At 65.7% G+C, this 13,125-nt stretch carries 13 protein-coding genes; 9 read left to right on the top strand and 4 right to left on the bottom strand.

What is annotated here, in order from left to right:
- Positions 1–26 precede the first annotated feature (26 nt).
- Positions 27–950, bottom strand: coding sequence for a hypothetical protein (locus WMF33_RS44610; RefSeq protein ID WP_437334280.1), 924 nt, complete (start codon positions 948–950; stop codon positions 27–29).
- A 1,196-nt stretch (positions 951–2,146) separates the two neighbouring features.
- Positions 2,147–2,539 carry a hypothetical protein gene (locus WMF33_RS44605; protein ID WP_437334279.1) on the bottom strand — a complete coding sequence of 131 codons (393 nt, stop codon included), beginning with the start codon at positions 2,537–2,539 and terminating at the stop codon, positions 2,147–2,149.
- On the opposite strand from WMF33_RS44605, the gene WMF33_RS44600 reads away from it, so the two are divergent.
- Both WMF33_RS44600 and WMF33_RS44595 read left to right on the top strand, forming a co-directional pair.
- Positions 2,496–4,346, top strand: coding sequence for a dipeptidyl-peptidase 3 family protein (locus WMF33_RS44600; RefSeq protein WP_437334278.1), 1,851 nt, complete (start codon positions 2,496–2,498; stop codon positions 4,344–4,346). The two genes, WMF33_RS44605 and WMF33_RS44600, sit on opposite strands and share 44 nt — an antisense overlap.
- 95 nt (positions 4,347–4,441) lie before the next feature.
- Positions 4,442–5,230, top strand: a complete 789-nt coding sequence (locus WMF33_RS44595; protein WP_437334277.1) for a hypothetical protein — start codon at positions 4,442–4,444, stop codon at positions 5,228–5,230.
- Positions 5,231–5,295: 65 nt separating this feature from the next.
- On the opposite strand, the gene WMF33_RS44590 is transcribed toward WMF33_RS44595, so the two are convergent.
- A complete protein-coding gene (locus WMF33_RS44590; RefSeq protein ID WP_437334276.1) occupies positions 5,296–5,553 on the bottom strand; it encodes a hypothetical protein in 258 nt (85 codons plus the stop codon).
- Positions 5,554–6,049: 496 nt separating this feature from the next.
- On the opposite strand from WMF33_RS44590, the gene WMF33_RS44585 reads away from it, so the two are divergent.
- The gene (locus WMF33_RS44585) at positions 6,050–6,796 is read left to right on the top strand and encodes a hypothetical protein (protein ID WP_437334275.1); all 747 of its coding nucleotides are present in this window, start codon (positions 6,050–6,052) and stop codon (positions 6,794–6,796) included.
- A gap of 1,032 nt (positions 6,797–7,828) precedes the next feature.
- Entirely contained in the window at positions 7,829–8,869 is a 1,041-nt protein-coding gene (locus WMF33_RS44580; protein WP_437334274.1) for a nucleotide kinase domain-containing protein, read from the top strand.
- Between the two features lie 188 nt (positions 8,870–9,057).
- Here WMF33_RS44580 and WMF33_RS44575 read toward each other — a convergent pair whose 3' ends face one another.
- Positions 9,058–9,819 (bottom strand): 4'-phosphopantetheinyl transferase family protein, encoded by a 762-nt coding sequence (locus WMF33_RS44575; protein ID WP_437334273.1) that lies wholly within the window; start codon positions 9,817–9,819, stop codon positions 9,058–9,060.
- A gap of 80 nt (positions 9,820–9,899) precedes the next feature.
- Between WMF33_RS44575 and WMF33_RS44570 the strand changes: the two genes are divergently transcribed.
- From WMF33_RS44570 to WMF33_RS44550, 5 genes are read left to right on the top strand one after another with little or no spacing between them, the layout of a single operon-like run.
- Positions 9,900–10,298 carry a hypothetical protein gene (locus tag WMF33_RS44570; protein WP_437334272.1) on the top strand — a complete coding sequence of 133 codons (399 nt, stop codon included), beginning with the start codon at positions 9,900–9,902 and terminating at the stop codon, positions 10,296–10,298.
- On the top strand, positions 10,295–10,645 hold the full coding sequence (locus tag WMF33_RS44565; RefSeq protein WP_437334271.1) for a helix-turn-helix domain-containing protein: 351 nt from the start codon (positions 10,295–10,297) through the stop codon (positions 10,643–10,645). Before WMF33_RS44570 ends, WMF33_RS44565 begins: the two co-directional genes overlap by 4 nt.
- A 2-nt stretch (positions 10,646–10,647) precedes the next feature.
- Entirely contained in the window at positions 10,648–11,649 is a 1,002-nt protein-coding gene (locus WMF33_RS44560; protein ID WP_437334270.1) for an ImmA/IrrE family metallo-endopeptidase, read from the top strand.
- Positions 11,646–12,287, top strand: coding sequence for a C1 family peptidase (locus WMF33_RS44555; protein ID WP_437334269.1), 642 nt, complete (start codon positions 11,646–11,648; stop codon positions 12,285–12,287). The genes WMF33_RS44560 and WMF33_RS44555 overlap by 4 nt, the downstream gene beginning before the upstream one ends.
- Positions 12,288–12,307: 20 nt before the next feature.
- Positions 12,308–13,114 carry a hypothetical protein gene (locus WMF33_RS44550; RefSeq protein WP_437334268.1) on the top strand — a complete coding sequence of 269 codons (807 nt, stop codon included), beginning with the start codon at positions 12,308–12,310 and terminating at the stop codon, positions 13,112–13,114.
- Positions 13,115–13,125: the final 11 nt, after the last annotated feature.

Genomic DNA, 13,125 nt, shown 5'->3' with positions numbered 1-13,125 from the left:
GGCAGCTCCGCAGAGCGAGCCTCGAGCTAGAACGCCCGGAGGTCCGGAGAGGCGAGCATGGCGACGATCGTGGCGGTGGCGAGCGCGAGCGACGCGATGACCGAGAAACAGCTCGCCGCCCAGACGCGCCCGGGGAGAGCTGGGTCCCATTCGCCCCGCGCATCCGGCCGCGGGGCGGAGGCGAAGTCGCAGTTCGCCAGGCCGCCGCCCGTCTCGGGATCGACGAGCACGACCCCGCGGAACGATGGCCCCGTACGCACCGTGACGTGCGTGATGCGTCCGCGCGGGGTCTGCACCGCGAGCGTCGCTGCCGAGCCGAGGCCCGAGTACGGGCGCAGCGTGATGTCCCAGCCGTTCGTCCAGAGCACGGGCCAGTTCCTCAGCCGCACGCCCGAGTACGCTTCGCTCTTCTGGAGCACGGTGCCGACCTCGCCGCGCGCGAGGAGCCGCAAGCGCCTCCTCGCGACCACCAACGACACGACCCAGAGCGCGACGAGGAACGCAGCCATCGCTGCGGCGCCCGCGAGCGGCCCAGCGTACCACGGGAGGAGCAGGAACGGCGCGATCAGCATCGTGAAGGGAGGAAACAGGGCGATCTTGAAGAAGGACCATGCCCCGCGGGACAGCTCCGCGAAGACGTACGCGGCAGGCACGGCGCGCGGCCCCGGCCGGAGCGGCGCGACAGCGCGGGCGCGCTCGGCAAGCACCGACTCCATCGCGCGGAGGGCCTCGCCGAGACGAGCGGCTTCTCCGGCGTAGTACGCGCGCTGGCCCTGGAGGAGATCCACGGAGGCCGGCACCCCCACCGCGGCGGGCGGCGGCGTGTACGTGGCGAGCGGAATCGGAGCCACCCCGCCTTCCACGAGGCGCGCATTGAGGGCCGCGACACGCGCCACAACCTGCACGAGCGCGGCGTAGCTCTCGAGCACCTGCGCCTCGGCCGTTCGCACGAGGGCCGCATCGTCGGATCCACGATACATCGTCCAGCTTGAATACCGAGCGAGAGCGCCTGCCGCAAGAGCTCGGTTGGTACCATCGTCCCCGCCGCCGGTGCGCTTCGCGCCGTGTCCGGTGCGGAGCGTGTCGCCAAGGGGCGTCGAGGAGCGCAAGCGCCGCTACCGCGCCGCGTGCGAGGCCCTTCGACGCGAGGTGCCGCGGACCTTGGCCGGCCTGGCGCGCGCGATGGCGACGGGCGACCGGTCCGGCCGGACGCTCCGAAGCACAGGCGGCGGTCGCCGCGCAGGCAGCTGCGCGGATCCCATCGGCGGCGCTGGCCGCTCTCGTGCTTGTTCCGACGCAGGTAGAAGCCTCCGAGCGGAGCGCCGGTGTGAGCCTCGGTTGGGTCCAGGCCGGTACCGTTCCGCGCCTCGCGGTGGGGCCGCACGCGAGCATAGGGTGGCCCATCCAGCGAGACATCCTGTTCGCGGTGCACGACATGTGCACGATCCTACTCCTGACCCAGGAGGACGGGCCCGGGGTCTACAACCAGACCTCGGTTGACATCGGGTACGCGTGGGGAAAGAACTTCGATGCATGCAGCTCGAAGTGTCCGCCGCCTGGAATGGCCCCATGGGTCTATGTAGATTTCGATCCGTCGGACTTCAGGTTTGTCACCATCGTCGATGACCCCGGCACGGATAAAGGCGGAGGGTGGCAAGAGGCCAAGGCCAATCTGAATTTCAGGAGACTCGCTATCCCGCATACAGCCAAGAGCTGGAGCTGCCCTCTCACCATCCAAATGCCGCTCCGGACTTCGGAGATGGGCGAATCGATCCGAAGAGAGCATTGGGGTCGCGCGACGAAATTTCTCGTTTGCGGCCTAAAAACACCGCGACCGGTGAGGGCTCTCGCGGCGGGCCATGGGTCACGATCTCCCGAGCTCCTCAGGCCGGACTGCTGGGCTGAGGAGGCGACAACTTCCCTGACGTAGAGGGCCCTGGGTGTCATCAGGCTAGTTGTCGCTTTCCTAGATCCAGCAAGGGTAGAAGGACCTGGATAGGGCGGATACCGATGCGCCCCGTGGCGCGCTCGGCGCCGCCCGGACCACGCTCTTTCGACCCAGGACCGAGCCATCACGACGCTCGCGGCCCCACCCTTTCGGTTTGCTGCGCTACGCTTCCTCGCCCTGCGCTCCGGCTTGATTGGCCTACGCGCCGAGGGGGTCGTGGCGGAGCTCGATCTCCTCCGGATCGCGCCGGGGCGCACGGCCTGACCGCGCCGCAGGGCGCACCACGGCCTTCTCGCCGACCGGCGCATTCGCTAGACCTCTCCCCACGATGCGCCGCCAGCACACCGCCGCAGCCCTCGCCCTGTGCGCAGTCCTCCAGTCCGCCTGCTCTCCGACCCCGCCGCCGGCCGGGCCGTCCTCGACCGCGCCCCCGCCATCGGCGGCCCCGGCCGCGAGCGCGGCGCCGGCGTCCGCGCCGGGCAGCGCCGTCGCCTCGGCAGCGCCCGCGCCCGCGAGCAACGTCCAGGTGCTCGAGGAGGTCGCCGGCGTGACCGCTGCCTCGTACGAGCCCCGCGGCTTCGACAAGCTCACGGCCAGCCAGCGCGCTGTCGCCTACCACCTCGCGCAGGCGGCGCTCGCGGGCGACCCGCTCTTCACGATGCAGACCTCGCGGTACGGCTGGCCCGCGACGCAGCTCGTGATGCAGCTCCTCGCGCAGAAGAGCGAGCTCGATCCCGCGCTGCGCGGCAAGCTCGTGACCTTCCGCAAGATGCTCTTTTTGCATCACGGCATCCACGACGCGCGCACGGGGCAGAAGCTCGTCCCGCCCTTCTCGCGGCAGGAGCTGGAGGCCGCGGCCAAGGCGCTGAAGATCGCGATTCCGAACGACCTGCTCGCCGGGCTCTTCGACCCGAAGGTGGCGCCCGTCGTCACCAACAAGACACCGGGCAAGGGCAAGGACCCGCTCGTCGAGTCCGCGGCCAACCATTACGAGGGGGTGAGCAGCAAGGATCTCGAGAAGTTCAAGGAGAAGTACGAGCTCAACGGCCGTATCGTGAAGAAGGCCGGCCGGCTCGTCGAGGAGATCTACCGGGCCGGCGGCGACGGCGCGCAGCCCGGCGTGGGCGCGGCGGAGCTCGGCCGCGTGGTGAAGCACCTGGAGGACGCCCGCGCGCTCGCGCCGGCCGCGCAGCAGGGGGCGCTCCGGCACCTCATCAGGTACCTGAAGACGGGCCAGCCGGACGAGTTCACCGACCACGACATCGCCTGGCTCAAGCAGGTGTTCCCGGTCGATTACATCCTTGGCTTCATCGAGACGTACACCGACGTCCGCGCGCGCAAGGGCGGCTTCGAGGGGCTCGTCTTCATCCCCGATCCGGATCGCGATCCGCCGCTCCAGGCGGTCGCCAGGAACGCGCAGTACTTCGAGCAGAAGCTGCCCTGGGAGGCGAAGTGGAAGCGCGACGCCTTCCAGGTGCCCGCGGCCGCGGCCGTGATCGCCCTCGCGGCGACGGGCGACGGCGGTCCGTTCACGTTCGGGGGCGTGAACCTGCCGAACGCGCAGGCGCTGCGCGAGAAGTACGGATCGAAGAACTTCGTCGTCCTCTCCGCGATGGATACCCGCGTGGCGCTCACCTTCGACAAGACCGTCGACGAGTTCGCGCCGGCGGAGGTGCGCGCCGAGATCCACCGGTGCGGCAACGCCATGATGCTCGCGGCGGTCTCCTTCCACGAGGTCACCGGGCACGGCTCGGGCAAGGTGAACCCGGATCTCAAGGGGGATCCGGCGGAGCTGCTCGCCCCCTATTACGCCGCCCTGGAGGAGGGCCGCGCCTCGCGCGTCGCCGACTGGCTGACGGGCGATGCGAAGACGGTGGAGCTCGGCATGCTGCCCGACGCCGGCTGCGCGCGGGTCTTCCCCGCCTACACGGCGATGATGCAGCTCACGATGCTCAAGTCCGTGCCGCACGGCGACGTGGCCGAGGAGGATCACCTCCGCGCGGAGCTCATCGCCTTCGGCTGGGTGAAGGACAAGGGCGCCGTGGCCGCCGAGACGCGCGACGGCAAGACGTTCTTCGTGGTGAAGGACCCCGACGCCTGGCGAAGGGCCTCGGGCGAGCTGCTCGCGGAGCTGCACCGGATCAAGGCCACGGGCGACCGCGAGGCGCTGAAGGCGCTCGTGGAGAAGTACGGGACGCGGATCAACCCGGCGTGGCGCGACGAGGTGCTGGCCCGGCTGAAGGCGCTGAGCCTGCCGCGGAACATCGCGACCATCCCGCCGATGCTCAAGCCCATCCTCGACGACGACGGGAGGGTCGTGGACGCGACGGCCGAGCAGACCACCTCGCTCGACGCCTACATCGCGGCCCTGGAGAAGTCCTGGGCCGACGCCGACTGAGCGCCGGGGGCGCAGCGGGCACGCTTCATCTGCTGAATCTGGCCGGACCCGAGGCGATCGACGCGCTCACGGATCTCAGGGAAATCGCGGGGTCCTTGCTGCTCCTTTCGCCTCCTGGCGATCTCGGGCCTCTGTCCAACCTGAGGCGCATCGAAGGTCGGTTGCTGGTCGTGGGAGCGCCGGAATCCTTGCGCGGCCTGGAGTCGATCCAGTACGTCTCCGGGCTGTGGCTCTACGAGAGCGGCCTTGCCGACTTTTCGTGGCTCCCTGCTCTCGCGGAGATCGGCGCCTCCATGGTCGCTCGGCGCAACGCGAATCTGACCGCTGAAGCGTTGGAGTCTTTCGCGACGTCGCGCGTGCGCAGCGGCGCGCTGGTGTCCCTCACGGACGCCGTTCCCGAAGAGCCGCCGGACCCCGATGCCGAGGCGGTCGTGTGTGGCCAGCCGAGCGATCTGGTGATCGGGCTCTACACGAGCGTGGCCGGATGCACCCGCTTCCGAGGCTCGATCCACCTGAGCGACACGACGGCAGGCGCCTTGGAGCCGCTCTCCTCCCTCGTCCACATCGACGGCTCGCTGACCCTCTTCCGCAACCACACGGACGACTTCACCGCGCTGCGCAACCTGCGCCGCGTCGGCGCAAAGTTTCAGATGCGCCTGCTGCAGGGCCCGGGCCTCGACGGGTTCGACGCCCTCGCGGAGGTGGGTGAGCTCAGACTCCTGAGCTCGGGCGAGCTCACGAGCCTCGACTGGCTCCCAGCCCTCACCAGGGTTCGTGAATCCGCGCTGGTCATGACGGCTCCCCCCCTGTCTATGGAGGCCATCGAATCTTTTCTTTCGCGCCTGGACATCGGGGGCGAGACCGCGGTGATGACCAGCGAGTGAGCGTCCTCGTTGCGTTCAAATCCGAGGGCCTCGACCGTGTCGGCTGGCGGGGGTGCGCCTTGGCCTCACTTCGCCGCCTGCACACGTCTGACGAGCGCCGCTGCGGCGGCGAGCCCGGCAAGGCCGGCCACCCAGGGCCAAGGGGACGTCTTCGTTGCCGAAGGGAGGGTGACCTTGCCCAGGTCCGTCGCTTCGACCACCTCCTTGATGTGGGGGAACACGCGGATGAAGGCGAGCGCTCCCGTGACCGTCCCGAGCAGCCCGAACATCGCGTCGCGCCGGCCTTCGCCGACAGCGACGAGGGTCGTGCCGGTGGACGTCAACGTAGTTGTCGCATCGGCCTGCACTCACGCTGTGAGCGCCTCCTTGCCTCACAGCCCGGACGATCCCGCAGGCCGCACCGCTGCTCGAGGGCGTCGCCGCTGTTGCCCCGGCGGCCTCTCGGGGTCGTCGAGCTGCTGAGCCGCGCCTACGCCGATCACCTCGCGCATGCGTTGCAGATCGTCCGGGAGCGCCATTTCCTCGATCACCGCGTGCGGTGCTCCGGCGAGCGGAGCGGGAGAGCGAACGGATGAAGCGCTCGACCACGCCGCTGACCAGCCGCGCGTCTTCGATCGACGGCACCCGCGCGGTAAGGGCCGCGCCGCGCGGCTCACGACCTTGCCGTGCGACGACCACGAGCGGTTTGCACCCCTGCGATCGCAGCGGGCGACGGCCGGGGCCGACGCACTCGAATGGGGAGCGATGCCTTCGGGTGCCGCAGCGGTGCGCGGCGGAAGCTCCCGGCGTCCGGCTCGGCGTCGCCGTAGCTCCTGCCCCATGCGCAGCGCGTTCCGAAACCGCACCCCCGAGGGTCCACGGGTTGCGCGCTTGTGCTGGAGCGCTGGCGGCCTTCGGGGCGTCGAAGGCGAGGGCGACGCGCCGCGACTGCGCCGCCGTCACCTTGACGAGCGCACGGGCGACCTGCCCCTGCTTGCCCGTCGCCGTGACCTCGTGCTGCCCAGGGGCGACGAAGACGGGGCCGCCCGCGCTCACATCGCGACCGTCCAGCAGGAGCCGCGCGGTGCCCGGCGGGGCGCTCACGTGGAGCTCGGCCACGCGTTGCCGGACGGCCGCGAGGTCGGCGCGTCGGACCTCGTAGCGGCGGCGCTCGATGTCGTTGGTCGGCGCGGGCATCCGCGCGACGCACGTGGTGAGCTCGGCCGCGGCCTCCTCGAGCCGGTCGAGGCGCAGGGCGAAGACGCCGAGCTGACACACGGCCATCGTCGAGGGCTCGAGCTCGTTGATCCGCGCCCAGAGCTCGCGGGCGCGAGCGAGGTCGAGCCGCTTGGCGGCCTTCTCCGCCTCGTCGATGAGCTCCTGGACCTCGCGGGAACGGGGAGGAGGGTCCGCGGTTGCGGCCTGTGCGGGGAACGCGGAGGCAAGGACGAGGGCCAGGACCGAGGCTTGGTGCGGATGGAGCCGTGGAATAGAGGCACGCACGGTTCAGCTCGGGGCGAACGAGGGGGACCACAGCGCGGCGCTGGCCCATCCAGCACGGCGCTGCTTTTCATACCGCCGCGATGACGCGGTCGAGCGTGCGGAAGTGCCGCGTGTTCCGTGGCGATCATTGTGTTCGAGCGACGAAATTTCTCGTTTGCGTCCTAGAAAAGCGCCGCGGCAGGTGACGACTCTCGCGGCGGTCCATGACCGCGAGACGAGTAAGGCGCGCTGCACCGGTCCGATACGCTCGGAGCGTGCGTCCCGCCCGCCATCGCGGAGATGGGTGCCACCGATCTTTTGATCGGGAAACGCATTTGCGGTGGTGAACCGTCGCGACCCGTCGCATCATCCGGGATTTTAGGGGCACCAGACCACCGATCGCACCCGTTCGGAAGGCATCGACCCAACCCGAGCCCAACCGCCGACGCCTGAGTTTGACGAGCTCGCACCGGCCGACCCGCCGCCTCGGGCCGCCGTGGTCGCCTCGCTCGCCGGCACCCTGAGCCGTGCCGTCGCCCTCGGCGATGAGGGCGCGGCCCGTGTCGTCCACGAGGCGATCGGTCGGCTGCTCGGGCTCGGACAGCACCGGAGAAGCGAGCAAGCTCGCGCTGGTAGTCGAACCCGCCATTCGCGTCGAGTCGCCGCTGGAGCCTTGCTGGGGGGAAGCGGCCCTCACGGAGAGCGCGGGTAGAACGTCAGGGCTGGACCAGAGCCGAGCGGGGCAAAGGCGGAACGTAGGCACACTGAGCCACCGTCACGGGCGCGACACCTTGAGGCTCTCGCCGGGCTCGACGATGTCGGCGCGGGGCGGCGTCCGCCACCGGGTGGACCCGGGCGGGCATGAGAGAGGCCCAGCGAGATCCTGTCCACGACGCCGCAGAGCGATGTCCGCGTTGCTCAGCCCGCCCGTGAGCGAACGGCCGGGCGGAACTGCCGCTACAGGGGTGCCAACTCATGCACGGCCACGGTGCAACAATAGCACTAGCGCTGGCCCGTAGCATGCTGTACCGTCGCGGTCAAGGGGGGCTGCGAGGCCGATGGCCGCGATGCCTTGACAAGGCTTCAGTGGCGACAGAAACCATCGGCGAAACGGTCAGAAAGCGGTACGCTGTGCACATGAGTAGCCTTGCCAAAGTTCCGGCCGGAAGTGGACGGATGCTCCAGCCCACGCCGGTCTACGAGACATACTGGCGGTTCGCGCACGCGAGACAGGCTGTCTTCCACCGGCGCGTCCGGGCCGAACCCCCGCCGTGGACTGATGATCCGATCCTGGCGAGCCATCGCTTCACGAATGCTTATCGGGCAGCCGATCGCGTGAGTCAGTTCCTGATCCGCAACGTTCTATATGCAGGCGATCAGGCTGAAGAGGAGGTCTTTTTCCGATGCTTGCTCTTTAAGATCTTCAACCGGATCGACACCTGGGAGCACCTGGAAGCTAACCTCGGAGAGGTGAGTTGGCGGGGGTACTCGTTTGAGAAATACACGAACGTACTCGATCATCTCTTGGGACGAGGCCACAGCATTTACTCTGGCGCATATATTATGCCGTCTCCACCATTCGGAAGCCAACGAAAGCACCGCAACCATCTCCGATTGCTCGAGCGGATGATGGCGGATCGGGTACCTAGCAAAATTGCCAAATCGGATTCTCTCGAAAGTGTCTTCAGCCTGCTTCTTTCCTACCCCTCGCTGGGCCGATTCTTGGCCTTCCAGTTTGCGATTGATATTAACTACAGCGACGTCTGTTCGTTTTCGGAGATGGACTTCGTGGTCGCCGGCCCCGGGGCACGCGATGGAATCCGAAAGTGCTTCGTGGATTCTGCTGGACTGACTGACGAAGACATTGTACGAGTTGTGACGGAGCGTGCCGCTCTAGAATTTGAGCAACGAGGGCTTGCTTTTGAAGACCTTTGGGGCCGCCCTCTTCAACTCATCGATTGCCAGAATCTATTTTGCGAGGTTGACAAATATGCGCGCGTCGCCCACCCCGAATGCTCGGGCGCCTCAGGACGCACCCGCATCAAGCAGCGATTCGTCGCCGCAAGTCGCCCGCTGCAGCAATGGTACCCGCCGAAATGGCACATTGTTCTCCCGCCATCTGTGACTGGTGCTCGCGCGGCATCTCGACACCACGTGCAGTTGACGCTCATGTCCTAGCTAGTCGGTGAGTGCTTCTTTTTTTTTGAAACGGCTGTTGTTCACGAGCATTGGGTCGCTATGCTGGATCCCTGCGCCATAGCGGTCGACGGAGCTTCCTTACTGTCGCCAGCCGTCGAGGCACGTTGTTCAATAACCGTGTGCGCTCATAGGAGTGAACAGTAGTTCGACCCGGAGACCCGCGAACTTCAGGCACACGGCTCACGAAGCGCTGCCGCGAGGACCCAGTCGCCATCCAGTAAGATGCCCGTCCTTACGACGGATTGCCTGGTGAGCAGTTTGACTGCCGGACTGAGCCACACCTGTTGAGTCAGCGTGACTAGTTGTATGTCGATATCGTCGAACTCGAGGTCCATTTGCTCCTTGGGTTCGAGCGCCTTGTAAATCGCCTCCTTCAGAGAAAAGTGAGCAGTCACGTACTGTGCGGCTGAAATGTCGGTGCGCTCGCGCAGGCGTGCGCGCTCGGCCGCCGTAAGTACTTTCCGCTCGAGGGAAGCATCGCGTTCGCTGATGCACTCCACGTCGACTCCGAGGCCGCCCCTTACCTGCGCCGCCAGGGCTACAGCCACCGCGCCCTTGTGGCTCACCGAACCCGCCAAGCCTTCCGGTAGTACAGCCGCGCCCGAGGTTGTGGACAGCATCGGCGACCGCACCGTAGAGCAACGAGCGATCGCCTTCGCGAGACAGAGGCGCCCCCCGAGCCATTCGCTACGACGCGAAGACGAGGGGAGAGCGTTCGCGTACGCCTGCTCCTCTACGTCGAGCGACGCCACGACCTCATCCGGTGCCCTCCCTGGGCAGAGCGCAGCGACGAGTACCCCGAATGGGCATCCAGCGACCTCAGCCGTGGTCCAGTGCGGACGGAGAGCGCCGACGATCAAGGGTGACGGGGCACGGACCACGCACCAGATTGTGCCATCTTTCCCGGTACTTGTGCGAAAAATGAGCATCGCGCCTTGACGATGTTCGATTTTCGAACAAAGCTCTCATGCAGCTCGGGGAACCGGAAGTTCGCTGAGTCGAGGTCGCAATGAGCGTTCGTCTGCCGAACAAGGCCTATTTTGACGGTCTGCTGCCGGCGTTGCAGGAGTTGACGCGCGACTGGGCCGAGCGCGAGTGCACCTCGTTCGACGATGCCGTTCGCCGCGCGGCCGGTGAAGACACGGACGACGGCTCGATCTGGGACATGCCCGCCATCGATTCGAAACGTTGTGTTTCACTGCTCACCGAGCTTGAGGGACTTCTCGGATCGGGCTGCAGTATTCCCGTTTCAGTAATCAAAGCGGGCGGATACGCGTCCGTGGATGACCTGATCGCGAAGTTGCTCCCGAAAATCCGCGAAAGATGTACCGATGTCGCCAAACCTGGGCTGGCGAGTGCTGGTATCCCATCAGCTCCGTCCACGCCCACTTCACGGGTACTGCCATGAGCGAAGACAGGAAGCGCCTGGGCGTCAAGCTTCGGGACGCCCGCGAATACCTCGGACTGTCTCAGGACGAAGTCGCGAAATCGATTGGGGTGACGCGCTCGGCTGTTTCATTGATCGAGAGCGGGCAGAGAAGGGTCGATGCGTTTGAGCTGAAAAGACTTGCAGATCTGTACCAGCGTCCCGTCGCCGAGTTCACTGGCGACACTGATGTGATCGACGCACCTGTCCCTGAGACTGTACAGCATCTTGCACGTGCTGCTGCCAAGCTTACGGAGGCGGACCGTGCGGAATTGCTTCGATTCGCCGAGTTCCTCAGCGTGAAAGCGCCGGTCAAGAGGGAGGGCTGATAATGGCGAGACGTGAAGCGATTCTGGAGGGCACGCAGGCAGCGCAGCGGCTTCATGCCAAGCTCGGGACGCGGACTGCCTTCCAGGGTAGCGCGCTCTCTCGCATCGACATTTTCCGGGCTGCAACTGAGCTCGGTGCACTGCTCCTTTTTCGCCCTCTCAGTGGCTTGCTGGGCGCATATCTGGGTCCGCCCAACTTCCCGATGCCAGGTATCCTCGTGTCGACGCAACGCGACCTCCATGTGCAGCGTTTCACGGCTGCTCATGAACTCGGTCACCTGTTCTTGGGCCACACTGCTTCCAGTCTCGACGAGCAGATCGGGCTCTGGCGCGGCGAGTCTAAGGACCTTCAGGAGATTGCTGCAGACGCGTTTGCATCGGAATTCATGCTGCCCCGGTGGTTGTACATTCACCACGCCGGGCGCCATGGTTGGGGAACTCAGGCGCTCGCGAACCCTCAGAACGTGTATCAGCTCTCTCTTCGCATGGGCGCGAGCTTCGACGCAACTTGCTGGGGGCTCTCCGGGCATAAAATCCTGGACCAAGCGATCGTGGACAAGCTTCGAGAGACGGAGCCCAAAAAGATCAAGCTCGCTGCGCTCGGAGGACGTGCCGAACTGACGAACCCGTGGGCGGACGTTTGGATCATCAATGAAGCTGATGACGGGCTCACGTTCGAGGGCGGCCCAGACGACATCGTTGTCTTTCGGTGCAAGGAACACCCGTCAGCGGGGTACCTCTGGGACGAGGCTTGTCTTCAACAGCACGGACTAGAGATCATCAAGGACTATCGCGAGGAAAGCGATGGTGACGAAATTGGAGGCGAGCTGACTCGTGTGCTCATTACACGGGTACACACCGCGGGTGAATATCGGGTGTCGTTCTGCGAGCGACGGCCGTGGCGCCCGGAGAACTCCGCAGCAAGGCTCTCCGTCATTTTCGATCTGCAGGGGAAGGAGCAAGGGCTTCCTCGCATCGCCCGAAAGGCAGCGGCGGCGGCATGACCATCACTATTGACGCTGACCTTCGTGATCGCCTCGCCGAGGCGCGTGATCAGGGGCAGAGACCTACATGTTTGGTCTTCGCTGTGTCCGCGGCGCATGAAGCCAAGCGAAATTCGCACGACTATCTTTCGCCGGAGTTCCTGTTCTATAGCGGTGCTCAGCGATCTCACAAGGATCTAAAGAAGGGCTTGACGCGCAACGCGGTTCGCGATGCTCTAATGTATGATGGTCAGCCACTGGATGCGGTGTGGCCGTACGCCGTAAAGGCGCCTGATGCTTCGGATTGGAGACCTCCAGCCGATGCGGCGCTCACTCACAAGGCAACAATAGATTTCTCCCAGCGAAGCGTCGCGCAGGTTCGCGAACTCATTCATTCCGGAACACCCGTTCTGCTCATCGTGACGCTCACAGTCGCGATGTATACGCCGGACAAGGAAGCCATTGTCCGGGGCCACGCTGGCGACACGGTGACGACGAGCCGTCACGCGCTGCTGGCGGTCGGCTCTGGCCACTCCGACGACGGTCAGTACATGCTAGTCCGCAACAGTTGGGGCACAACATGGGGCCAAGCCGGTCACGGCTGGCTACACGATCTGTATCTCACGCCGCAACTTCAGATGACCGGCGTCATCGCCTAGCAGAAACAAGGAACCGATAAATGAAACTGATTGAGGGTATGACGCTCGCGCATAGCTGGCTCATGGCATGCGAGCATCTACTCGCCAAGCCCGGCTGGGTCGATACGACCGTCGTTCTTCATATCAAAGAACCGACGCGCGTGCGGCAGCAGGATAAAGCCGTGGCCGACACTCTCGACGGATTCCTGATTGCGCATGAACAGTACAATAGTCATACCGTTGCTGAGACGATTTTTCCTGGTTATGAATACGTGCGCCGAGGGCTAGATGGGGTGTACAAGGACTACCCCGACGAGATCTTTCCGCGGATCAAGGGGCATCCTCAATTCCGCCATTGGGGTACATATGCGCATCGCCTGCTTCGTCGCACCGACGGTGATGGGCGAGAGTACAACCCGCTCGCGGAACTAATCAAGAAGATGCGTCAGAAGAATCCTGTTCGTGCGTCATACGAAATTGGACTCGGCTTCGGCTTCGAACTCGCCACCTACGATGATGACGAGGATCGCGGCTCACGCCTGGGCGGCCCCTGCCTAAGTCACCTCAGCTTCAAGCTGATCGACAAAAAGGTGCACCTTACCGCGATGTACCGGTCGCACTATTACATTCAACGCGCGTACGGCAATCTGCTTGGCCTCGCGCGTCTCCAAGCGTTCGTGGCCGATCAAGTTGGCGTGACGGCTGGACCTCTCGTTTGCCACTCGACGATGGCCGTGCTTGAGCACGGAAAGGAGTGGGGGTGGAAAAAGGGGGAAGTCGAGCCTCTGGTGGCGGCGTGCCGCGATAAGACGCGCGAGACTACGCCGAGCGTGGATACTCATAGGTAGCAAGAGATCGA

This window comes from Sorangium sp. So ce394 (assembly GCF_051474665.1).
GTDB lineage: Bacteria > Myxococcota_A > Polyangia > Polyangiales > Polyangiaceae > Sorangium > Sorangium cellulosum_D.
The sequence above is the reverse complement of the archived record's forward strand: the minus strand, read 5'-3'. Positions and strand labels throughout refer to the sequence as shown.